The organism is Propionicimonas sp. T2.31MG-18, from assembly GCF_964266745.1.
Lineage (GTDB): Bacteria > Actinomycetota > Actinomycetes > Propionibacteriales > Propionibacteriaceae > Propionicimonas.
Genome location: NZ_CAXWGX010000027.1, coordinates 235,286 through 256,862 on the forward strand (window position 1 = coordinate 235,286; position 21,577 = coordinate 256,862).

General features: G+C 70.9%; 18 protein-coding genes and 4 tRNA genes. 14 read left to right on the forward strand and 8 right to left on the reverse strand.

The annotated features are described in order from the left end of the window. Positions 1 to 83: 83 nt before the first annotated feature. The 7 genes from ACFQQJ_RS14065 (at position 84) to dxs (ending at position 9,255) form a co-directional block, all read left to right on the forward strand. Positions 84 to 2,126: an APC family permease gene (locus ACFQQJ_RS14065; RefSeq protein WP_377107354.1), complete on the forward strand. Its 2,043-nt coding sequence runs from the start codon at positions 84 to 86 to the stop codon at positions 2,124 to 2,126. Further along, complete coding sequence (locus ACFQQJ_RS14070) at positions 2,123 to 3,265, forward strand: class I SAM-dependent RNA methyltransferase (RefSeq protein ID WP_377107356.1); 1,143 nt, start codon at positions 2,123 to 2,125, stop codon at positions 3,263 to 3,265. Before ACFQQJ_RS14065 ends, ACFQQJ_RS14070 begins: the two co-directional genes overlap by 4 nt. Beyond that, positions 3,262 to 3,450, forward strand: coding sequence for a DUF6767 domain-containing protein (locus ACFQQJ_RS14075; protein WP_377107358.1), 189 nt, complete (start codon positions 3,262 to 3,264; stop codon positions 3,448 to 3,450). Before ACFQQJ_RS14070 ends, ACFQQJ_RS14075 begins: the two co-directional genes overlap by 4 nt. A gap of 101 nt (positions 3,451 to 3,551) precedes the next feature. Next, positions 3,552 to 6,350, forward strand: coding sequence for an aconitate hydratase (locus ACFQQJ_RS14080; RefSeq protein ID WP_377107359.1), 2,799 nt, complete (start codon positions 3,552 to 3,554; stop codon positions 6,348 to 6,350). Continuing rightward, positions 6,350 to 6,865 (forward strand): hypothetical protein, encoded by a 516-nt coding sequence (locus ACFQQJ_RS14085; RefSeq protein ID WP_377107362.1) that lies wholly within the window; start codon positions 6,350 to 6,352, stop codon positions 6,863 to 6,865. Before ACFQQJ_RS14080 ends, ACFQQJ_RS14085 begins: the two co-directional genes overlap by 1 nt. Before the next feature lie 47 nt (positions 6,866 to 6,912). Then, positions 6,913 to 7,323, forward strand: a complete 411-nt coding sequence (locus tag ACFQQJ_RS14090; protein WP_377107363.1) for a hypothetical protein — start codon at positions 6,913 to 6,915, stop codon at positions 7,321 to 7,323. Between the two features lie 9 nt (positions 7,324 to 7,332). Beyond that, positions 7,333 to 9,255 (forward strand): 1-deoxy-D-xylulose-5-phosphate synthase, encoded by a 1,923-nt coding sequence (gene dxs, locus ACFQQJ_RS14095; protein ID WP_377107365.1) that lies wholly within the window; start codon positions 7,333 to 7,335, stop codon positions 9,253 to 9,255. Here dxs and ACFQQJ_RS14100 read toward each other — a convergent pair. From ACFQQJ_RS14100 to msrB, 3 genes are read right to left on the reverse strand one after another with little or no spacing between them, the layout of a single operon-like run. Continuing rightward, entirely contained in the window at positions 9,233 to 10,492 is a 1,260-nt protein-coding gene (locus ACFQQJ_RS14100; protein WP_377107367.1) for an HRDC domain-containing protein, read from the reverse strand. The genes dxs and ACFQQJ_RS14100 overlap by 23 nt on opposite strands. Beyond that, positions 10,489 to 11,085, reverse strand: a complete 597-nt coding sequence (locus ACFQQJ_RS14105) for a DUF3000 domain-containing protein (protein WP_377107369.1) — start codon at positions 11,083 to 11,085, stop codon at positions 10,489 to 10,491. Before ACFQQJ_RS14105 ends, ACFQQJ_RS14100 begins: the two co-directional genes overlap by 4 nt. Positions 11,086 to 11,133: 48 nt before the next feature. Beyond that, positions 11,134 to 11,544 carry a peptide-methionine (R)-S-oxide reductase MsrB gene (gene msrB, locus ACFQQJ_RS14110; RefSeq protein ID WP_377107370.1) on the reverse strand — a complete coding sequence of 137 codons (411 nt, stop codon included), beginning with the start codon at positions 11,542 to 11,544 and terminating at the stop codon, positions 11,134 to 11,136. A gap of 102 nt (positions 11,545 to 11,646) precedes the next feature. Between msrB and ACFQQJ_RS14115 the strand changes: the two genes are divergently transcribed. From ACFQQJ_RS14115 to ACFQQJ_RS14125, 3 genes are all read left to right on the forward strand, one after another. After that, entirely contained in the window at positions 11,647 to 12,705 is a 1,059-nt protein-coding gene (locus ACFQQJ_RS14115) for a DNA polymerase domain-containing protein (RefSeq protein WP_377107372.1), read from the forward strand. 5 nt (positions 12,706 to 12,710) lie between these two features. Further along, on the forward strand, positions 12,711 to 13,769 hold the full coding sequence (locus tag ACFQQJ_RS14120; RefSeq protein WP_377107374.1) for an ATP-dependent DNA ligase: 1,059 nt from the start codon (positions 12,711 to 12,713) through the stop codon (positions 13,767 to 13,769). Between the two features lie 63 nt (positions 13,770 to 13,832). Further along, positions 13,833 to 14,708 (forward strand): PPK2 family polyphosphate kinase, encoded by an 876-nt coding sequence (locus tag ACFQQJ_RS14125; protein WP_377107376.1) that lies wholly within the window; start codon positions 13,833 to 13,835, stop codon positions 14,706 to 14,708. Positions 14,709 to 14,793: 85 nt separating this feature from the next. On the opposite strand, the gene ACFQQJ_RS14130 is transcribed toward ACFQQJ_RS14125, so the two are convergent. After that, positions 14,794 to 15,588, reverse strand: coding sequence for a sirohydrochlorin chelatase (locus ACFQQJ_RS14130; protein WP_377107377.1), 795 nt, complete (start codon positions 15,586 to 15,588; stop codon positions 14,794 to 14,796). A 236-nt stretch (positions 15,589 to 15,824) separates the two neighbouring features. Further along, positions 15,825 to 15,899, reverse strand: a tRNA-Val gene (locus ACFQQJ_RS14135). Between the two features lie 82 nt (positions 15,900 to 15,981). Between ACFQQJ_RS14135 and ACFQQJ_RS14140 the strand changes: the two genes are divergently transcribed. The 4 genes from ACFQQJ_RS14140 (at position 15,982) to ACFQQJ_RS14155 (ending at position 17,498) form a co-directional block, all read left to right on the forward strand. Then, positions 15,982 to 17,145: an MFS transporter gene (locus tag ACFQQJ_RS14140; protein WP_377107379.1), complete on the forward strand. Its 1,164-nt coding sequence runs from the start codon at positions 15,982 to 15,984 to the stop codon at positions 17,143 to 17,145. Positions 17,146 to 17,235: 90 nt separating this feature from the next. Further along, positions 17,236 to 17,308 (forward strand) — tRNA-Gly (locus ACFQQJ_RS14145). Positions 17,309 to 17,351: 43 nt separating this feature from the next. Further along, positions 17,352 to 17,422 (forward strand) — tRNA-Cys (locus ACFQQJ_RS14150). A 1-nt stretch (position 17,423) separates the two neighbouring features. Next, positions 17,424 to 17,498 (forward strand) — tRNA-Val (locus tag ACFQQJ_RS14155). A gap of 14 nt (positions 17,499 to 17,512) precedes the next feature. Here ACFQQJ_RS14155 and ACFQQJ_RS14160 read toward each other — a convergent pair. The 3 genes from ACFQQJ_RS14160 to ACFQQJ_RS14170 all read right to left on the reverse strand — a co-directional run bounded on the left by ACFQQJ_RS14160 (position 17,513) and on the right by ACFQQJ_RS14170 (position 21,493). Further along, entirely contained in the window at positions 17,513 to 18,361 is an 849-nt protein-coding gene (locus tag ACFQQJ_RS14160; RefSeq protein WP_377107381.1) for a slipin family protein, read from the reverse strand. 136 nt (positions 18,362 to 18,497) lie between these two features. Beyond that, on the reverse strand, positions 18,498 to 19,058 hold the full coding sequence (locus ACFQQJ_RS14165) for a histidine phosphatase family protein (RefSeq protein ID WP_377107383.1): 561 nt from the start codon (positions 19,056 to 19,058) through the stop codon (positions 18,498 to 18,500). Continuing rightward, positions 19,055 to 21,493, reverse strand: coding sequence for a phosphoketolase (locus tag ACFQQJ_RS14170; protein ID WP_377107385.1), 2,439 nt, complete (start codon positions 21,491 to 21,493; stop codon positions 19,055 to 19,057). The genes ACFQQJ_RS14165 and ACFQQJ_RS14170 overlap by 4 nt, the downstream gene beginning before the upstream one ends. Between the last annotated feature and the right edge of the window lie 84 nt (positions 21,494 to 21,577).

Below are 21,577 nucleotides of genomic sequence, written 5' to 3' on the forward strand. Positions count from 1 at the left end.
AACCCTAGCGGTCGGCCGGTGTTGATGACGCTACACCGGGGATTCGTCCGCCACACGCCCGGAAGGGCATAGGGTTCGGTGTCGTGAACGCCACCGATCTGGTCAAGCGGATGCTGGTTGGACGGAAGCTCGCCAGCGCGCAGCTCGGCGAGACCCTGCTGCCCAAGCGGATCGCCCTGCCCGTGTTCGCCTCGGACGCGCTGAGCTCGGTGGCCTACGCCCCCGACGAGATCCTGCTCACCCTGTCGCTGGCCGGCATGGCCGGCTTCGCCTTCTCCTGGCAGATCGCGCTCGCGGTCGCCGCGGTCATGCTGATCGTGGTGATGTCCTACCGGCAGACCGTGCACGCCTACCCCTCCGGTGGTGGCGACTACGAGGTCGCAACGGTGAACCTGGGCCCGACGTGGGGCCTCGTGGTCGCCAGTGCGCTGCTCGTCGACTACGTGCTGACGGTCGCGGTGTCGGTGTCGTCCGGCGTGCAGAACGCGAAGGCCGTGCTGCCGTTCCTCGAGGGCAACGAGGGCCTGTGGGCGATGGGGCTGATCATCGTGCTGATGGCCATGAACCTGCGCGGGGTCCGCGAGTCCGGCACGTTCTTCGCGATTCCCACCTACGGCTTCATGATCGGCGTGCTCGGCATGACGGCCTGGGGACTGACCCGGATCCTCGGCTTCGGCGAGCCCCTGAAGGCTCCGACCGCCGACTACACGGTGGTGGGCGACCCGTTCTTCGACCCGCTGCTCCCGCTGGCCGCGGTGATGCTGCTGGCCAGGGCCTTCTCCTCGGGCTGTGCCGCCCTGACCGGCGTCGAGGCGATCTCCAACGGCGTCCCGGCCTTCCGGGAGCCGAAGAGCCGCAACGCCGCCACGACGCTGGCGCTGCTCGGCGGGATCGCGGTCACCATGCTCGGCGGCATCATCGTGCTGGCCAACCTGACCGGGCTGAAGCTGGTCGACCCCGATGGCCACTCGCGCTTCGAGCTGAACGGCGTCCCCGTCCCGGACGCCCACGACACGGCCATGGGCCAACTGGCCCGGACGATCTTCGACACGTTCCCTGTGGGCTTCTACTGGGTGGTCATCGCCACCATGGTGATCCTGTTCCTCGCCGCCAACACCGCCTTCAACGGCTTCCCGGTGCTCGGCTCGATCCTCGCGAAGGACGGCTTCCTTCCGAAGGCCCTGCACACCCGCGGCGACCGCCTCGCGTACTCCAACGGCATCCTGGCACTGGCCACCGCTGCCGCCGTGCTGGTGATGGTCTACAACGCCAGCGTGACCTCGCTGATCCAGCTGTACGTGGTAGGCGTGTTCGTGTCGTTCACGGTCAGCCAGTTCGGCATGATGCGGCACTGGACGCGGCACCTGCGCACCGAGAAGGACCCCCGCGAGCGCGCGCGGATGATGCGTTCGCGGATGATCAACGCGATCGGCCTGACCGGCACAGGCGTCGTCCTGGTGATCGTCCTCGCGTCCAAGTTCATCTACGGCGCGTACCTCGCCGTGCTGGCGATGGCCGGGGTGTTCCTCGTCATGCGCGGCATCCGACGGCACTACGACAAGGTCGCCCGCGAGGTGGCCGTCGGTCCCGTGGACGCCCGGATGCTGCCCAGCCGGGTGCGCGCGGTGATCATGGTGCAGGAGGTCAACAAGCCGACCATGCGTGCGGTGAACTTCGCCCGCGCCACCCGCGCCAGCAGCATCGAGGCGGTGACGGTGTCGATCGACGAGGCCGAGACCCGCCGGATCGTCGAGGAGTGGGAAGCCCAGGACCTCGACGTGCCGCTGAAGGTGATCGCCTCGCCCTACCGTGAGGTCACCGGGCCGTTCCTCAACTACGTGAAGGGCATGCGCTCGGACAACCCGCGCGACGTGGTGTGCGTGTACATCCCCGAGTACGTGGTCGGCCACTGGTGGGAGCAGATCCTGCACAACCAGACCGGGCTGATCCTCAAGACCCGGCTGAACTTCATGCAGGGCGTCATGACCACCTCCGTGCCCTACCAGCTCGCCTCGTCCAAGTACGCCTTCGACCGGGCGCAGCGCAACACCGCCGCCGCGTGGCGCCGCCCCGGCACCGGCCAGGTGCGGATGGGCGACGCCCGCGAGCGGAGCCGTCCCGAGTGACCGCTGCGCTGGAGCCGGGCGCCCTGCTGAGGGGACTGGAGGTCGGGCCGGTCGCGCACGGCGGGCACTTCGTCGCCCGCCACGAGGGGCGCGTGGTCTTCGTCCGGCACGCCCTCACCGGGGAACTGGTGGACGTCCGGGTCACCGAGGTGAGCAAGCGCTTCGCGCGAGCGGACGCGGTCACCGTCCACCGGGCCAGCCCCCACCGCGTCGAGCCGCCGTGCCCGATCGCCGGACGGTGCGGGGGCTGCGACTTCCAGCACGTCGAACCCGCGCACGCCCGGGAGCTCAAGCGCCAGGTGGTGGCCGAGTTGCTCGGCCACCTTGCCGGGTACGCGTTCACCGGGCAGGTGGAGGAGGTGCCGCCGTCCCCGCTGGGCTGGAGGCGGCGGATGCGGTACCAGCTCGACGACGCCGGCCGCCCCGGCCTGCGTGCCCACCGCTCCCGCGAGGTGGTCGTCCTTCCCGAGGGCGGCTGCCGGATCGCGGACGAGGGCATCGCGCTGCCCCCGCCGGACGCCGGCCGGCCGGGCGCGGAGGTGCTGGGCGTGGTGTCGGCCGACGGTCCCGCCTTCCTGCTCCCCGACACCGGCGCGACCGTCACAGAGCAGGTGGGGGAGCTGCGCTACCGCGTCGCGGCTTCCGGCTTCTGGCAGGCGCACCGCAACGCCGCGTCGGTGCTCGTGGAGCGGGTGCTCGACGGTTTGGCCCCCCGTGACGGCGAGGTGGCCCTCGACCTGTACTGCGGCGTCGGGCTGTTCGCGCAGGCGCTCGACGCCCGCGGCGCCCGCGTGTGGGGGATCGAGGGGGACCGCACGGCGGTCGAGCTCGCGCGTCGCAACGTGCCGGCTGGCCGGTTCCAGGCCGGCGACGTGGCCCGACGCCTCGATCGCGTGCCCGAACGGGCCGACCTGGTGGTGCTCGACCCGCCGCGCGTGGGTGCGGGTGCGGCGGTGATCGCCGCCGTCGCGGCGCGGCGTCCCCGTGCGATCGCCTACGTCGCGTGCGACCCCGCCGCCCTGGGTCGCGACCTGCGGACCGCCGCGGGCCTGGGCTACGAGCCGTCGTCGGTGACCGCCCACGACCTGTTCCCGCTGACCCACCACGTCGAGTGCGTGGCTATCCTCGAACCGAGATGAGCACAGCACCCACCCGCGAGCGCCGGTCGCGGCCGGAGGCCCGCTGCCCGCTGCGCCCCGACGAGGTGTGCAACCTGTGCCAGCTCGACGTCACCGGGCCACAGGACTGCGGGTTGGTCTACCTGGTGATGTCGGATCCCGACCAGCGCGTGGAGTGGGGCGAACGCCGCCGCGCGGCACGCTGAGGGGCCGGAACACCGCCCACGCCGTGGCGTGCTCGGCTAGCCTCGTCCGGTCGGGTGGGATAATATCTCGACATCAAGATATCTTGGCCGAGGAGGACCCCATGAGCATCGACAGCTACTCCGCATCCGACCAGCTGACCGTTGCCGGGAAGACCTACCAGATCTTCCGCGTCGACGCCGTGGAGGGATCGGCGACGCTGCCGTTCAGCCTCAAGGTGCTGCTGGAGAACCTGCTCCGCACCGAGGACGGGGCGAACATCACCGCCGAGGACATCGCTGCCCTCGGCGCGTGGGACCCGGCGTCCGAGCCCAACCGGGAGATCCAGTTCACCCCCGCCCGCGTGATCATGCAGGACTTCACCGGCGTCCCGTGCGTGGTCGACCTCGCCACGATGCGCGAGGCCATCGCCGAGCTGGGCGGCGACGCCACGAAGGTGAACCCGCTGTCGCCGGCGGAGATGGTGATCGACCACTCCGTGGTGGCCGACCTCTTCGGCACCCCCGACGCGTTCACCCGCAACGTCGAGCTGGAGTACCAGCGCAACCGTGAGCGGTACCAGTTCCTGCGCTGGGGCCAGACCGCGTTCGACGACTTCGTCGTCGTCCCGCCGGGCACCGGCATCGTGCACCAGGTGAACATCGAGCACCTCGCCCGCGTGGTGTTCCCGCGCGAGGTGGACGGCGTCCTGCAGGCCTACCCCGACACCTGCGTGGGCACGGACTCGCACACGACGATGGTCAACGGCCTCGGCGTCGTCGGCTGGGGCGTGGGCGGCATCGAGGCCGAGGCCGCGATGCTGGGCCAGCCGGTGAGCATGCTGATCCCGCGCGTGGTGGGCTTCAAGCTGTCCGGCAAGCTGCCCGAGGGCACCACGGCCACCGACCTGGTGCTGACGATCACCGAGATGCTGCGCCAGCACAAGGTGGTCGGCAAGTTCGTCGAGTTCTACGGGACGGGCGTCGCGGAGGTGCCGCTGGCCAACCGCGCGACGATCGGCAACATGAGCCCCGAGTACGGCTCGACCATCGCGATCTTCCCGATCGACGACAAGACGATCGACTACCTGCGGCTCACCGGGCGCAGCGAGGAGCAGCTGGAACTGGTCGAGCAGTACGCGAAGGTCCAGGGCCTGTGGCACGACCCGGCGAGCGAGCCCCGGTACTCGGAGTACCTCGAGCTCGACCTCGCCGACGTGGTGCCCAGCATCGCCGGGCCCAAGCGCCCGCAGGACCGCGTCGTGCTGGCGCACGCGAAGGAGGGCTTCGCCGAGGCGCTGCGCAGCTACGTCACCGACGAGGTGGACGGCTACGACGAGCGCGTCGCGGAGACGTTCCCGGCGTCCGACACCCCGACGCACAGCGGCACCAACGGCTCGGCGGCCCCGCACGAGTACGGCGAGCACCCCACCGGTTCCGGGCGTCCCACGCGTCCGACCCCGGTCACGCTGGCCGACGGCACGAGCTTCACCATCGACCACGGGGCGGTCACGATCGCCGCCATCACCTCGTGCACCAACACGTCCAACCCCAGCGTGATGGTGGGCGCAGCGCTGGTGGCCAAGAAGGCGGTCGAGCGCGGCCTCACCCGCAAGCCGTGGGTGAAGACGTCGCTGGCCCCCGGCTCGAAGGTGGTCACCGACTACTACGAGAAGGCCGGCCTCACTCCCTACCTCGAGGCCCTCGACTTCGACCTGGTCGGCTACGGGTGCACGACGTGCATCGGCAACTCCGGCCCGCTGATCCCCGAGGTGTCCAAGGCGGTCAACGACGCCGACCTCGCGGTCACGTCCGTGCTGTCCGGCAACCGCAACTTCGAGGGCCGGATCAACCCCGACGTGAAGATGAACTACCTCGCCAGCCCGCCGCTGGTGGTGGCGTACGCCCTCGCCGGCACGATGGACATCGACCTGACCACCCAGCCGCTGGGGACGGGCTCGGACGGTAAGGACGTGTACCTCGCCGACATCTGGCCGACCCAGGCGGAGGTGGACGAGGTCGTCGGCTCGGCCATCTCGGCCGAGATGTTCACCTCCCGGTACGCCGACGTCTTCGCCGGCGACGAGACCTGGCGCTCGCTGCCGACGCCGACGGGGGAGACCTTCGACTGGGACGCCGACTCGACCTACGTGCGCAAGCCGCCGTACTTCGAGGACATGCCGGCGACACCGCAGCCGGTGGCCGACGTCACCGGGGCGCGCGTGCTGCTGAAGCTCGGCGACTCCGTGACGACCGACCACATCTCGCCCGCGGGCTCGATCAAGGCCGACAGCCCTGCCGGCCGGTACCTGACCGAGCACGGCGTCGAGCGCAGGGACTTCAACTCCTACGGGTCGCGCCGCGGCAACCACGAGGTGATGATCCGGGGCACCTTCGCCAACATCCGACTGCGCAACCAGCTCGCCCCGGGCACCGAGGGCGGCTTCACCCGCGACTTCACCCTCGCCGACGGGCCCGTGGCCACGGTGTACGACGCCTCGGTGAACTACGCCGCCGCCGGCACCCCGCTGGTCGTCCTCGCGGGCAAGGAGTACGGCTCCGGCTCGTCGCGCGACTGGGCGGCCAAAGGCACGGCGCTGCTGGGCGTCAAGGTCGTCATCGCCGAGAGCTACGAGCGCATCCACCGCTCCAACCTGATCGGCATGGGCGTGCTCCCGCTGCAGTTCCCGGAGGGACAGGACGCCGCGTCCCTGGGCCTGGACGGCACCGAGGAGTTCAGCGTCGAGGGCATCGTCGAGCTCAACAAGGGCCGGACGCCGTCCACGGTGCGCGTGACCGCGACCGGTGCGGGCGACCCTGTGGTGTTCGACGCCATCGTGCGCATCGACACCCCCGGAGAGGCCGACTACTACCGGCACGGCGGCATCATGCAGTACGTGCTCCGCTCGCTGCTCTCGCGCTGATGGGACGCCGGCGCGCCGCCCGCGGCCAGGCTGCGCCGGTCGAGATCGTCGACGTGCTGCCGGCCTCGGCGCGCGTCGCGTGGGCGTACCTGGCCAGCCTGCTGAGCTCCGCCGGCGCGGCGCTGCTGGTGGTGCTGTCCAACCAGACGATCGGCGCGCTCGCCTGCGCGGGCGCGAGCGGCGGCGACGACCCGGTGGGCGAGTGCCGGGTCGGCGTGGCCATCTGGGTGGCGCTGGCGGGCTTCCTGGTGTGCCTGCTCCCCGCGGTCCTGCTGCTGAAGCAGGACGGCTGGCTGTGGGCGGCGATGTTCGCCGGCGTCGGCTTCCTCATCGCCGCGGACGCGGTCGTCGAGTGGTGGTGGTGGACGGCGGCGGCGCTCGTCCCCGCCGCGGCGGCTCTGGCCAGCGCGGAGTGGCGGCGGGGGAGGTCCTTCCGGCACGTACAGCTCGGCGTCCTGCTGGCGCTCGACGCCGCGGCCGTGGCCGCGCTGGTGTGGTGGTATAGCCACGGCTGATCTCCTATAATCGAACGCGCGAGCGAATCGCGCGGGAGGGGGAGGTCGTGGCGACGGTGCAGAAGAGGCCGGCCCGCACCCGTCCGCCGGTCGGCTATGTGCCGCCCGGCTGGCCACTGCAGGTACGGCCGCCCGGCGTGGAGGACTGGGAGCGGACGGCGACCGCGTTCCTCCTCGACTGCTGCCCGGCCGACTACCGCGCCTACCCTGTGCTGCGGCGGCACCCCGCGGTGCTGGCGCGGTTCGCCGCCGCCCACGTCGAGGCGCAGGTGAGCGCGGCGGCCGACGGCCTGGGCGGCTTGCGCAGGAGCCTGGAGGACCACGTGCCACCGGAGGTCGTGCAGGCCGCGGTCGAGGCGTGGGAGGAGCAGTCCGCCCGCCTCCAGCGGATCCGCCGTGAGGTGGCGCTGGTGGAGGAGGCCCTGCGGGGACGGGTGTTCGTCCAGCGCCTGACATAGACTCCACGCGTGCGACTGCTCGACAGGATCAACGGTCCCGCGGACCTGAGGACGCTCACGCCCGGGCAGTTGCGGCAGCTGGCCGACGAGATCAGGGCGTTCCTCATCACCAACGTCAGCCGCACCGGCGGCCACCTGGGGCCCAACCTTGGCGTGGTGGAGCTGACGCTCGCCCTGCACCGCGTGTTCGACTCCCCGCACGACCCGATCGTCTTCGACACCGGGCACCAGAGCTACGTGCACAAGATCGTCACCGGGCGCCGCGACGGGTTCGCGAGCCTTCGCCAGCCCGGTGGGCTCTCTGGCTACCCCAGTCGCGCCGAGTCCCCGCACGACTGGGTGGAGAACTCCCACGCGTCCACGTCGCTGTCGTGGGCCGACGGGCTCGCCAAGGCCTTCCGGCTGCGGGGGGAGGACCGCGTCGTCGTGGCCGTGATCGGGGACGGCGCGCTCACCGGCGGCATGGTGTGGGAGGCCCTGAACAACATCGCTGTGGCGGCGGACGAGAAGTTGGTCATCGTCGTGAACGACAACGGCCGCTCCTACACGCCGACGGTCGGCGGCATCGCCACCCAGCTCTCGGTCCTCGGCAAGCAACTGTCCGCGATCCGCACGGACCGCCGTTACGAACGTGCGCTGCGGCGCATCAAGGAGTTCGTGCGCCGGGCACCCGTGGTCGGCCAGCCCGCCTACGGGCTGATGCACGGGTTCAAGATGGGCGTGAAGGATGTCCTGGCGCCCCAGGGCATGTTCTCCGACCTCGGGCTGAAATACCTCGGGCCCATCGACGGCCACGACCTGGAGGCCGTGGAACTCGCGCTCCGCCAGGCCAAGGGCTTCGGCGCCCCCGTCCTTGTGCACTGCATCACGCAGAAGGGACGCGGCTTCAAGGCCGCGGAGGAGAACGAGCAGGACCGGTTCCACGCGGTCGGGCCGATCGACGAGGTGACCGGCGAGTCGCTCGCCGCGACCGGCGTCCGTACCTGGACCGACGCCTTCGGTGAGGAGCTGGCCCGGATCGGCGCCACCGACGAGCGCGTGGTCGCGATCACGGCCGCCATGCTCCACCCCACCGGCCTCGACCGGTTCGCGCGTCACTTCCCCGACCGCACCTTCGACGTGGGCATCGCGGAGCAGCACGCCGTCACCCTGTCGGCCGGGCTCTCGGCCGGCGGCCTGCACCCCGTCGTCGCGGTCTACGCCACCTTCCTCAACCGGGCGTTCGACCAGGTCCTGATGGACGTGGCCCTGCACCGCCAGGGCGTCACGTTCGTGCTCGACCGGGCCGGCATCACGGGCCCGGACGGCGCCAGCCACAACGGGATGTGGGACGCGTCGCTGCTGGGCCTCGTGCCCGGGCTGCGGCTGAGCGCCCCGCGCGACGAGGAGCGGCTCGGCGAGGCGCTGCGGAACGCCGTGGCCGTCGACGACGGCCCGACGGTGCTGCGCTACTCCAAGGAGCGCCTCCCCGACCCGCTGCCGGCGGTCGGGCACCGGGGCGGCGTCGACGTGCTGTTCTCCGGAGAGGCACCGAAGGTGCTCGTGGTGGGCTACGGGCAGTTGTGCGGCGTCGCCGTCGAGGTGGGCCAGCGGCTGGCCCGGCAGGGCATCGGCGCCACGGTGGTCGACCCTGTCTGGGCGCTGCCGGTCTCCGAGGACCTGCTGGCCCTGGTGGCCGAGCACGAGCTCGTGCTCACCGTGGAGGACAACGGGGTGGCCGGCGGGCTGGGCTCGCACCTCTCGCAGGCCGCGCGGGCGGCGGGGCACGAGACGCGGTTCCGGGAGTTCGGGATCCCGCAGCGCTTCCTCGCCCAGGGCAACCGGGCCGACCTGCTGGAGGAAGCGGGGCTGACCGCTGCGCAGCTCGCGCTGTTCGCGACGGAGATCGTCTCGGCCAAGGACTCCGCGGTCAGGCTGACCACAGCCGGCTGATCACCGGCACGACAAGCTCCCGCTGCCAGGCGCGCGCGCCGGACTCGGCCAGGCGGCGGTCGATCTCCTCGGCGTCGATCGCGTCCGGTGAGTCCCACAGCAGCCGCCGCAGGTGGTCCGGCGACACCAGGTTCTCCACCGGCACCTCGAGCTTCTCTCCCAACTCGACCAGGGCGGGGCGGATCCGGTTGAACCGGGCGAAGGAGGCGGGCCAGCGACGCTCCCACGACCGCGGCATCGGCGGGCCGTCGGTGGGGCTCGTGCGCGCTGGCAGCTCGGACCTGGGCAGGGCGGCCGCGCGGTCCAGTGCGTCCAGCCAGACGGACTCGTAGCGGGCCGCGACCCGGTTGCCGAACCCGCGCACCGCGCGCAGGTCTCCGCGGGTCAGGGCGTGCTTGCGCTCGCTCTCCAGGCGGGCCGCGAGCTCGGTGATCGCCCGATCGGGGACGACCCGTCCGGGCGCCCGGTCCTCGGACGCGGCGAGCGCCTCTCGTGCCACCCACAGCTCGCGGACGACGGCCAGCGCGGCAGGGGAGTGCAGGGCGTGCAGGCCGGACGTGCGCCGCCACGGCTCCTTGCGGGGACGGGCCGGGTCGGCGGCGTGCGCGGCGAGGTGGGCGAACTCCTCCTCGGCCCAGCCGAGCTTGCCTGCGGCCTGGAGCTGGACGATGAGCCACTCGCGCAGCTCCCAGAGCCGTTCGACGTCCAGGGCGGCGTAGGCGAGCCACTCCTCGGGGATCGGACGCCGCGACCAGTCCGCCGCAGAGTGCTCCTTGAGCAGGGTCAGACCGAGAGCCTGCTCCATCAGGGCGCCGAGGCTCACCTTGGCCAGGCCGAGCAGCCGCGCGGCGAGCTCGGTGTCGAACAGCCGGACGGGCAGGAAGCGGATCTCGGCGAGGCAGGGGAGGTCCTGGCTGGCGGCGTGCAGCACCCACTCCACGTCGGCGAACTCCGCGGCGTGCGCGGAGAAATCGGCGCGCGGGGCACCGTCCTCGAAGGCCGTCGGGTCGATCAGGTGGGTGCCGGCGCCCTCCCGGCGTACCTGCACGAGGTAGGCCTTGGCGGTGTAGCGGTACCCCTGCGCGCGCTCGGTGTCGACGGCCAGCGGTCCGCTGCCCTGCCGGAGCGCGTCGAAAGCGGTGGCGAGGGCCTCGGGGGTGTCGACCACGGGCGGGATGCCGTCAGCGGGGAGGGACAGGACGGGGAAGCCCTCGGCGGGAGGTTCTGTGAAGGTCACCGCAGCCACGTTCCCGAACGGCGTGGTGCGATAGGCACGACGCCGTCGGGCAGTGGCGGCAACCCGGCGGTGAGGCACAACAGTTCGGACCACGCCCGCAGATGGCGGACGACATCGGCACCGGAACCGACCGCAGGCGTCCAGGACGCCCGCAGCTCGATCTCGGCGCGCGGGGGATCGGTGGCGATGCCGCCGAAGGACCTGCTCGAGACGGCGGTGACGGTGCCGCTCGGAGAGGCGTAGGTGGCGGCGTTGCGCTCGAGGGCGTCGATCAGCCAGGACCAGCCCACCTCGGTGAGCAGCGGGTCGGCGACCATCTCCGGGTCGACGTCTGCCCGCGCATAGGTGACGCAACGGAAGTCGCCGTCCCAGGACGCGCTGCCGGCGGGATCGTGCAGCAGCACCAGTCGTCCGCTGCCCAGCTCGGCGTCGTTGACCGCGACCTCGGCGCTGATCGCGACAGCGTAGGGGGCGATCTTCTGCGGGGCCGGGATCTCCTCGACCTTCAGCTCCGACCGCCAGGACATGCCGAGGATCGCCTCCACCGCCGCCTCGAACAGCGGCGGCGTGCTCGGTTCCCGGCGGGCAGCCACGGGGTGAGCGTACTCATTCCCCGTGACCACGCCCGCCTTGGCGCGCCGTCAGGACGACGCGGGTTCGAAATCCAGGCTGACCGAGTTGATGCACCAGCGCTGGTCGGTGGGGGTGTCGTAGCCCTCCCCGGTGAACACGTGGCCCAAGTGGGAGTCGCAGGCCGCGCAGCGCACCTCGGTGCGCGGGTGCAGGGGGAGGCTCCGGTCCTCGAGCAGGCGGACGCGGTCCGCAGCGGCCGAGGTGTAGAAGGACGGCCAGCCGCAGTGCGAGGCGAACTTGTGCTCGCTGCGGAACAGCTCCGCGCCACAGGCCCGGCACCGGTAGATGCCGACGCCGGTGTGGTCGGTGTACTCGCCGGTGAACGGCGGCTCGGTGCCGGCCTCGCGCAGCACCCGGTACTCCAGCGGGCTCAGTTGGGCGCGCCACTCCTCGGGGGTCTTGATCACCTTCAGTTCCATATCCGTTCCTTTCCCGCGGTCGTGACGGCAGCGCCTCAGCACTTGTGCGCGTCGCGACGCCCCCACTTCGGTGCGTCAGTCCCGGACACTAGCCTGACCGCCATGGCGGCTGCACAGGGAGAGGTCCTGGACATCGGTGGCCGGGAGGTGCGCATCTCCAGTCCCGAGAAGCCGTACTTCGCCGACCTCGGTGTGAACAAGCTGGGGGTGGTCCGATATTTCCTCAGCGTGGGGGACGGCATCCTGGCCGCGCTGCGTGACCGCCCGACGACCATGGAGCGCTGGCCCGGTGGCGTCCGTGACGACGTGGTGGTGGCCACCAGGGCCGACGGCAGGGGAGAGGCGTTCTACCAGAAGCGGGCCGCGTCCGGCACGCCGGAGTGGGTGCAGACCACCGAGGTCCGCTTCCCGTCCGGGCGGACGGCCGTCGAGGTGGCGCCGGCCGACCTGGCGACCATCGCCTGGATGGTGAACCTCGGCACCGTCCGCTTCCACCCGTGGCCCGTGCGCGCAGCGGACACAGAGGTCGTCGACCAGTTGCGCATCGACCTCGACCCCCAGCCCGGCGTCGGGTTCGGGCTGGCGGTGCGGGCAGCGGTCGAACTCCGCGCGGTGCTCGCCGAGGCGGGGCTCACCGGCTTCTGCAAGACCAGCGGCGGACGGGGCGTCCACGTCTTCGCGCCGATCACGGGTGCCGACTTCATCGACGCCCGCCACGCCGCGATCGCCGTGGGCCGCGAGCTGGCCCGGCGGATGCCGGAGGCGGTCACCGTGAACTGGTGGAAGGAGGAGCGCGGCGAGCGGGTGTTCGTGGACTTCAACCAGATGGCAAGGGACCGGCTGATGACCTCGGCCTACTCCATCCGCCCGACGCCGCGCGGACTGGTGTCCGCGCCCCTGGAGTGGGACGAGCTGGCCGACGCCGACCCGTCCGACTTCACGGTGCTGAGCATGCCGGCGCGGTTCGCCGGGGGCGGCGATCCCTGGGCGGCGATGGACCACACCCCTCCCGGCTCGCTGGAGGTCGCGCTCGAGTGGTACGCCAGGGACGCCGCCGGCGGCGAGGGTGAGCTGCCCTATCCGCCGGAGTACCCGAAGATGCCCGGAGAGCCCCCGCGGGTGCAGCCCAGCAAGATCAACCCCGCCAACTGGAAGGAGTGAGGACCGTGCGCCTCCCCGTGATGCCCCCGGTGGCCCCGATGCTCGCCAGGGCCGTGCCGTCGATCCCCGAGGGCGCGATGCTCTACGAGCCGAAGTGGGACGGGTTCCGGGCGATCATCTTCCGGGACGGCGACGAGGTCGAGATCGGCTCGCGCAACGAGCGTCCGATGACCCGCTACTTCCCCGAGGTCGTCGAGGCCGTCAAGCAGCACCTTCCGCAGCGCTGCGTGGTGGACGGCGAGCTCGTGGTGGTGGTGGGCGACCGGCTCGAGTTCGAGGTGCTCCAGCAACGTATCCACCCCGCGGCCAGCCGCATCGCGCTGCTGTCGCGGCAGACCCCGGCGCGGCTGGTGGTGTTCGACCTGCTCGCGCTCGACGACCGTGACTGCACGGGACTGCCGCTCGAGGAGCGCCGCGCGCTGCTGGAGGAGGCGCTCGCGGACGCGGCGGAGCCCGTCCACCTCACCCCTGCGACACGCGATCCGGCCCTGGCCGCGCAGTGGTTCGAGCAGTTCGAGGGAGCGGGGCTGGACGGGGTGGTGGCGAAGCCCCTGTCCGGGACCTACCAGCCCGACAAGCGGGTGATGTTCAAGATCAAGCACGCCCGCACCGCCGACTGCGTCGTGGCGGGGTACCGCACCTACAAGGGCGACGAGGAGAGCATCGGGTCGCTGCTGCTGGGCCTGTACGACGAGGAGGGCGCGCTGGCATCTGTGGGAGTGGTGGGGGCCTTCCCTGCCGCGCGCCGCCGCGAGCTCTTCGCCGAGCTCCAGCCGCTGGTCACCACCTTCGACGACCACCCGTGGGCGTGGGCCGCACCGGCGGACGGCGTGCGTACCCCGCGCAGTTCCGAGGGCAGCCGGTGGAACAACGGCAAGGACCTCTCCTTCGTGCCGCTGCGTCCCGAACTGGTCGTGGAGGTGCGCTACGAGCACATGGAGGGCGCCCGGTTCCGGCACACCGCACAGTTCAACCGGTGGCGTCCCGACCGCGACCCGCGCACGTGCACGTACGCCCAGCTGGAGGAGCCGGTCGGCTACGACCTGGCCGACATCTTCCGCTGACGTCGACCGGACTTGGCCGGATCGGGTTCCCCCGCCGGGCGGGTGCGCGCCAGACTGTGCCCCATGGGTTCGAAGAAGAAGGATTCCGCCGCCGGCGCCCCGCTGTCGGAGCTGCTGCGGCTACCGCACGGCGCGGTCGACATGGCGTCGCTGGACGCGCGCGCGACCCCGGGCTACCCGGGCAAGGGCAAGGAGGATGCGCCCGTGCACACTGCCGGGCTCGGTCGCCAGCTGTCCGACCTCCAGGAGATGCTCTACGCGGGTGGACGCGCCGCGCCGGAGGTGTCGCCCCGGGTGCTGGTCGTGCTCCAGGGCATGGACACCTCGGGCAAGGGTGGGGTGATCCGGCACGCGATCGGCCTCGTCGACCCCCAGGGCGTCGACCTCACCTCCTTCAAGGCCCCGTCGGAGGAGGAGCGCAAGCACCACTACCTGTGGCGGATCAGGAACGCCCTGCCCCGACCGGGCCAGATCGGGATCTTCGACCGCTCCCACTACGAGGACGTCCTGGTGGTGCGGGTGGAGAGCCTGGTGCCCGAGGACGTGTGGAGCACGCGCTACGACGAGATCAACGAGTTCGAGGCCGGGCTGGTCGCCGAGGGCTACAAGCTGGTCAAGTGCATGCTGAACGTCTCCTTCGACGAGCAGAAGGCGCGGCTGGCCGAGCGGCTCGCCGACCCGACGAAGTACTGGAAGTACAACCCCGGCGACGTGGACGCCCGGAAGAAGTGGCCCGCCTACATGGAGGCGTACGCGGCGGCGCTGGAGAAGTGCAACACCGAGGCCGCCCCGTGGTTCGTCATCCCGTCCGACCGCAAGTGGTACCGGAACTGGGCGGTGGCCGAGTTGCTGCGCGAGACGCTCGCCGGCATGGGCCTTTCCTGGCCGGCCGCCGACTTCGACGTGGCCGCAGAGCAGAAGCGCGTCGCGCAGAGCTGACCGGATCGCCCACCACTGCGAGGAACACCAGAGGCTCCCGAGTGATCGAGAGCCTCTGGCGCGCAGGGGTCGTGCGGGTGTCGGCTCAGGCGCCGACGACGCTCAGGTGTCGTTCCGGCTCCGCGACCTCGTCGAAGCCGAAGTCGAGCAGGTCCATCGCCGCGAAGGCGTAACGCGCCAGAACCAGGTCGAGGACTTCGCGGGAGGCGCCGATGGGCTCACTGACCGAGACGGCACCGAACCGGTAGGCGAGGTCGGACTGGGCGTGGAACGCCTCGTCGGCGGTGAGGAAGAACGAGCCGACGGCGATGTGGCGGCGTCCCTGCGCCCGCAGGCCCATGATCGCCTGGGCGACGGAGGGGCCGGAGTCGTCCGCGACGGCGGTGAGACAGGGGAGCCGGTGGTGCGTCGACCACTGGCGGGCCCGCCGGGCCAGCAGCGCGCTGCCCCGGACATCACCGGTGCAGGACGCGGACAGCACCAGCCCGTCCAGCTCGAGGCACCGGGCCTGGCTGAGGGACGAGCGCAGGCGCTGGTCGAGGACGGTGAGCAGGCTGAGCTCGGGGCCGATCGGGCGGGAGAGGGTGAAGCGGAGGTCGGGGTAGTTGGTGCGGGCCCGGTGGAGCAGCTCGATCATCGCCGAATCGCTCTCGATGGCGTGCGTCAGCTCGAGCGGGACGAGGACGACCTCGTTGACGCCGGCGGCGGCGAGCTGGTCGATGACCTGGCTCGCGCTGGGCGGGTTGGACTGGAGGAAGGCCCCGTGCACCGACATCTCCGGCCGCATCTGGGACAGGCAACGGACGAGCTGGTGGGTGACCTGGGCCACCATGGGGTCGGAGCTACCGCGAGCCACCATCACGAGTGCGGGGGCCGTCATGGGCGTGCCTTCCTGTCCGAAGGGGACTGGCGCCATTGCCGAGGTTTGATAGCGCCAACCTTGGTCGTTATCAATCCGTGACGCAATTCTGCTTACCAAATCGCGAGACGCTCGTCCAAATAATGGGACGAAACGTTACCGCCGCGTTACAGCCACCGAATGGTCACGCGGAATGGGGACCGCTCGTCTCACAGAATGGGATTTCGGTGCTCGTATCGCGGGATTCGCCTCGCGGATGGTGGGCGATACTGGGTTCGAACCAGTGACCTCTTCGGTGTGAACGAAGCGCGCTACCACTGCGCCAATCGCCCGCGGAGACCAACGATAGCCGAGAGTGGCCGACGCGTCACATCGAAGGCAGTAGGGTCCTGATCGGGCAAGGAGGAGGCCGGAGTGGACCCTGTGGGTCACCCGTCGACGGTTCCCGGGGACGGGGTCGTGACGGAGCAACGCGGGCGCGGAGTGATGTTCGCCGTCGGCCTGGGCATGACGAACGTCGGCTTCTACGTCGCCAGCATCGGCGTCGTCCTCGTCGTCCTGGCCGGCGACCTCGGCCTCCCCGTGGAGAACCTCGCGTGGTTCGGGTCCACCTTCGGCTACGGGCTCCTCCTCGCGGCGTTCGCCGGGCCCTTCCTCCTGCGACTGGGGCCTCGGGCCGTGCTCGCCCTCGCCGCGGTGCTGCTCGGCGCCGGCAGCCTCGCCCTCGCGCTGTCGTCGGTCCCTGTGGTCGCCTACGCCGGGGCCGCGCTCCAGGGGCTCGGCGCGGCGGGGATCATCCTCGTGGCGCCCGGCCTGCTGCACGGCCCGGGTGCGGAGGGCAAGCTGACGGCGGTGAACGCCGCGGCAAGCGTGGCCGGCGTCTGTGCGCCGCTGCTGCTGGGTGCGGCGACGTCCCTCGGGCTGGGGGGACGGCTCCCGCTGGTGCTCATCAGCGTGTCGATGGCCGTCCTCGCTGTGGCCGCGCTGCGCATGGTCCCCGAACCCGCGGAGGTCGTCACGGCGGACACGCGGGAGCCGCTCGTCCGGTCTCTCGCGGTGCGCCGCTGGCTGGCGCTGGTGCTGTCGGTCTCGGTGGAGTTCTCGTTCGTCGTCTGGGGCGTGGCGCGGCTCGCCGCCACGGGGCTCGACGCGGGCGGGGCGGCGCTGGTCGGCGCGGCGTTCCCGATCGGCATGGCCCTGGGACGCATCGCCGGCCCCGCCCTGATCGCCCGGTTCTCGATGATCCCGGTCGGCTCCGCGCTGGCGGGCGCCGGCAGCCTGCTCGTGGTGCTGGCCCAGGTGTGGCCGCTGGTCGGACTGGGGCAGTTGCTCGCCGGCTTCGGCATCGCGACGTTCTACCCGATCACCCTCGCCCGCCTGATGTCGACTCCCGGCCTGCGTCCGGAGTGGGGTGCGTCGCTGGGGGCTCTGGCGTCCGGGACGGCGATCACGGTGGTGCCCACGCTGCTGGCCGTGCTGGCCGGACTGACCGACCTCCGGCTGGCCTTCCTGGTGGCCCTGCCGCTGCTGGGCGCCCTTCTCTGGCTCCACCACGAGCGCCGATCCGGAGCGCGGTAGGGGCATCGGCAGGCTCGTTTTGCGGGCTGGTCCGGGCTGGGTTATGGTTGCTCTCGCACTCGCGCCGGGGAACCGGTGAGGGCCTGCAACGCGGACGTGGCTCAGTTGGTAGAGCATCACCTTGCCAAGGTGAGGGTCGCGGGTTCGAATCCCGTCGTCCGCTCGGAGAAGGTCTCAAACTTCGACTTTCGAGACCGGCTCTCGCCGGTGGAGTGGCCGAGAGGCGAGGCAACGGACTGCAAATCCGTGTACACGGGTTCAAATCCCGTCTCCACCTCGGGCGGCTGGCGCAGTGGTAGCGCGCTTCCCTGACACGGAAGAGGTCACTGGTTCGAACCCAGTGTCGCCCACCAAGGATCAAGCCCCGTCACGCGACGGGGTTTGTTTCGTCTCCGGCTCCGGCGCGATCAGCTGCCGGACGCGAGGCCCCTGGCCCCGGGACGGCCTCGCGTTCCGCCGCGGCCCGCTCCCTTTCGATGAAGGCGCCCAGTTCGTTGATCGTGGTCATGATCGGGGACGGGAAGACCACGGTGGTGTTCTTGTCCACCCCGATCTCGACCAGGCTCTGCAGGTTGCGGAGCTGGAGCGCGAGGGGGTGGGCCATCATGATGTCCGACGCCTCTCCCAGCGTCCCCGCAGCCATGAACTCGCCCTCGGCGTTGATAATCTTGGCCCGCTTCTCGCGCTCGGCCTCCGCCTGCTTGGCCATCGCCCGCTTCATGCTGTCGGGCAGCTGGATGTCCTTGAGCTCCACCAGCGTCACCTCGACACCCCAGTCGAGGGTGGTCATGTCCAGGATCTCCCGGATGTCGAGGTTGATCCGGTTCGTCTCCGCCAGGGTCTCGTCCAGCGTGTGCTGGCCGACCACCTTCCGCAGTGTGGTCTGGGCGATCTGGTCGATCGCGGTCGGCGTGTTCTCGATCGCGAGCACCGACTTCTTCGCGTCGATCACGCGGAAGTAGGCCACGGCCGAGATGTCGACGCTGACGTTGTCCTTGGTGATGATCCCCTGCGACTGGATGGGCATCGTCACGATCCGCGTCGAGACGCGGTGCAGCACGTCCACGAAGGGGATGATGAACCTCAGCCCGGGCTGGAGGACGGCGATCACCCGCCCGAAGCGGAAGAGCACGCCCTGTTCGTACTGCTTCACGATCCTCGCAGACAGGCTGAACAGGCCCACCAGGACGACACCCACACCCGCGTAGATCCACATCGCGATTCCGTTCGACGCCGCACCGCGGATCGCCGGGATCACCGCTTCGACCCGCAGTGTGAGTCTACTCGCGGGTCCTCCAGGCGGGGTCGCGCCGCCTGTGGAGATCGCCGCCGGGGGAGGGCGTACGGTCAGGTCAGCTGTTCCAGCGGAGGATCGCGGGCGACTCCTTCTCGCGGCCGAGCACGGAAACGCTGCCGACCTCGAGCGGGAAGCTCTGCCCGAAGATGATGGGGAAGTCGAGCCAGCACAGCGCGAGTACCCGCGACGCGTGGCCGTGCCCGAAGCAGATCGCCCGCTCCGCGCCCGAGGCACGCACCCGGGCCACCACCCGGGTCAGCCGGGCGCGGACCTCCTCGGCCGACTCACCGCCGGGGCACCCGTTGAACCAGATGCGCCAGCCCGGCCAGCGTTCGCGGATCTGCGGGCTGGTCAGCCCCTCGAACTCGCCGTAGGACCACTCGGCGAGGTCCTCGTCCACCTCGTGCTCGACGAAGCCGGCCAGCTCCGCCGTCCGCCGCGCCCGCAACCGGGGGCTGCTGAGCACCAGGTCGAACCGCGACGGGTCGAGCCGGTCCTGCAGGGATCGGGCCTGCGCCACGCCCTCCTCGGTGAGGTCCAGGTCCGTGACCGAGGTGTGCCGTCCGGTCTGCGTCCACTCGGTCTGCCCGTGCCGCACGAGGTAGAGGATCGTCACTCGTTGTCCCCTCCGGTGCTCCGCACGGCGGCGGACGCCTGGCCCCCCACCAGGTCGCCGGCGTCCGGCCACACCCAGTCGGCGATCTCGGGCAGGTCGGTGCCCCACTGGTAGGCGTAGGCGCGGGCCTCGATCCGGCGGTCGACCATGTTCTGGCGCAGCGTCGCGTACCGGGCCCGCAGCGACGGCACGCGATCGATGACGTCGATGACGAGGTGGAAGCGGTCGATGTCGTTGCGCATGCACATGTCGAACGGCGTCGTGGTCGACCCCTTCTCCTTGAACCCCCGCACGTGCAGGTTCGCGTGGTTGGTGCGCCGGTAGGCCAGGCGGTGGACCAGCCACGGATAGCCGTGGAACGCGAAGATGATCGGCTTGTCGCTGGTGAAGATGGTGTCGAAGTCGGAATGGCTCAGGCCGTGGGGGTGTTCGGCGGCGTCCTGGAGCCGCATCAGGTCGACCACGTTCACCACCCGCACCTTGAGCTCCGGGATGTGGGTGCGCAGCAGGTCGGCCGCGGCCAGCACCTCCAGGGTCGGCACGTCACCGGCGCAGGCCAGCACCACGTCCGGTTCGGTGCCGGGCTCCTCTGTGCCGGCCCACTCCCAGATGCCGAGGCCCCGGGTGCAGTGCGCGATGGCCTCCTCCATGTTCAGGAATACCGGCTCCGGCTGCTTGCCGGCCACGACGACGTTGACGTACTGCTTGCTGCGCAGGCAGTGGTCGAACGTCGACAGCAGCGTGTTGACGTCCGGCGGCAGGTAGATCCGGATCACCTCAGGGCTCTTGTTGAGCACCACGTCGAGGAAGCCGGGGTCCTGGTGGCTGAAGCCGTTGTGGTCCTGGCGCCAGACGTGGGAACTGAGCAGGTAGTTGAGGGACGCGACCGGACGCCGCCAGCCGATCTCGTTGGTCGACTCCATCCACTTGGCGTGCTGGTTGAACATCGAGTCGACGACGTGGATGAAGGCTTCGTAGGAGTTCATCAGGCCGTGCCGTCCGGTGAGCAGGTAGCCCTCAAGCCAGCCCTGGCACTGGTGCTCGCTCAACACCTCGACCACCTGGCCCTCGCGGCGCATCGGGTCGGGGGCGTCGGTGGGCAGGTAGTCGCCGAGCCACTGCTTCGGCGTGGCCTCGTACATCGCCTGCAGGCGGTTGGACGCGGTCTCGTCCGGCCCGAACACCCGGAAGTTCGCCGGGTTGCGTCGCGACACCTCGGCCAGGAACTCACCCAGCCGCTTGGTCGACTCCACCATCGGGCCGCCGTGACCGTCGGCGTCGGGTTCGACGGCGAAGTCGCGGAAGTCTGGCATCAGCAGGTCCTTCAACAGCAGGCCGCCGTTGGTGACCGGGTTGGCCGACATCCGTCGTTCCCCGGACGGACGCAGCGCGCCCAGGCGCGCCACCAGCGCACCGCCCTCCTCGAACAGCTCCTCGGCCCGGTAGCTGCGCAGCCAGTCCTCGAGCACCTTCAGGTGCTCATCGGAGTCGCGGGCGCTGGCCAGCGGCACCTGGTGGCTGCGCCAGTGGTCCTCTGTCTGCTTGCCGTCGACCGACGACGGCCCCGTCCAGCCCTTCGGGGTGCGGAAGACGATCATCGGCCAGCGCGGGCGTTCCACCGCGTCCGGGCCGGCCTTCGCCGCTGCGGCCTTGATCTGCGCGATCCGGTCCAGCGCGTCGTCCAGCACGGCGGCGAACCGCTTGTGCGCCTCGAGGTGGTCGTCGTCGACCCCGGCGGTGAAGAACAACGGTTCGTGCCCGTAGCCACGCATCAGGTCGGCCAGCTCCGCCTCCGGGATCCGGGCCAGCACGGTCGGGTTCGCGATCTTGTAGCCGTTCAGGTGCAGCACCGGCAGTACGACGCCGTCGGTCACCGGGTTGATGAACTTGTTCCCGTGCCAGCCGGTGGCCAGCGGGCCGGTCTCGGCCTCGCCGTCCCCGACCACAGCGAACGTGATCTGGTCAGGCGCGTCGAACACCGATCCGTACGCGTGGGACAACGAGTAGCCCAGCTCGCCGCCCTCGTGGATCGAACCCGGGCACTCCGGAGACACGTGCGACGGGATACCGCCCGGGAACGAGAACTGCTTGAACAGCCGGCCCAGCCCCGCCTCGTCAGGCGTGATGCTCGGGTAGACCTCGGTGTACGTGCCGTCGAGGTACGCGTTCGCGACCAGCCCGGGTCCGCCGTGGCCGGGCCCGGCGATGTAGATCGCGTTCAGGTCACGCTCCACGATCGCGCGGTTGAAGTGCGCGTAGAGGAAGTTCAGCCCCGGCGTGGTTCCCCAGTGGCCCAGCAGGCGTCGCTTCACGTCGTCGCGCGAGAGGGGACGCCGTAGCAGCGGATTGTCCAGCAGGTAGATCTGGCCCACCGAGAGGTAATTGGCCGCCCGCCACCACTGCTCGAGCAGTTCGGCGGTCTCGTCGCTGATCATGGTGCTCCCGTCGTCGGTGGGCCGTCGACTCATTCTTTGCCCGGCCCGAGCAGGTATCAACCAACACGGGGCGCGGATCTGACG

Coding starts and splice junctions, on each gene's coding strand:
- ACFQQJ_RS14075 (WP_377107358.1), top strand. CDS start 3,262: ATGAGCACAGCACCCACCCGCGAGCGCCGGTCGCGGCCGGAGGCCCGC.
- ACFQQJ_RS14080 (WP_377107359.1), top strand. CDS start 3,552: ATGAGCATCGACAGCTACTCCGCATCCGACCAGCTGACCGTTGCCGGG.
- ACFQQJ_RS14085 (WP_377107362.1), top strand. CDS start 6,350: ATGGGACGCCGGCGCGCCGCCCGCGGCCAGGCTGCGCCGGTCGAGATC.
- msrB (WP_377107370.1), bottom strand. CDS start 11,544: ATGGAACTGAAGGTGATCAAGACCCCCGAGGAGTGGCGCGCCCAACTG.
- ACFQQJ_RS14115 (WP_377107372.1), top strand. CDS start 11,647: ATGGCGGCTGCACAGGGAGAGGTCCTGGACATCGGTGGCCGGGAGGTG.
- ACFQQJ_RS14125 (WP_377107376.1), top strand. CDS start 13,833: ATGGGTTCGAAGAAGAAGGATTCCGCCGCCGGCGCCCCGCTGTCGGAG.
- ACFQQJ_RS14130 (WP_377107377.1), bottom strand. CDS start 15,588: ATGACGGCCCCCGCACTCGTGATGGTGGCTCGCGGTAGCTCCGACCCC.
- ACFQQJ_RS14160 (WP_377107381.1), bottom strand. CDS start 18,361: ATGTGGATCTACGCGGGTGTGGGTGTCGTCCTGGTGGGCCTGTTCAGC.
- ACFQQJ_RS14170 (WP_377107385.1), bottom strand. CDS start 21,493: ATGATCAGCGACGAGACCGCCGAACTGCTCGAGCAGTGGTGGCGGGCG.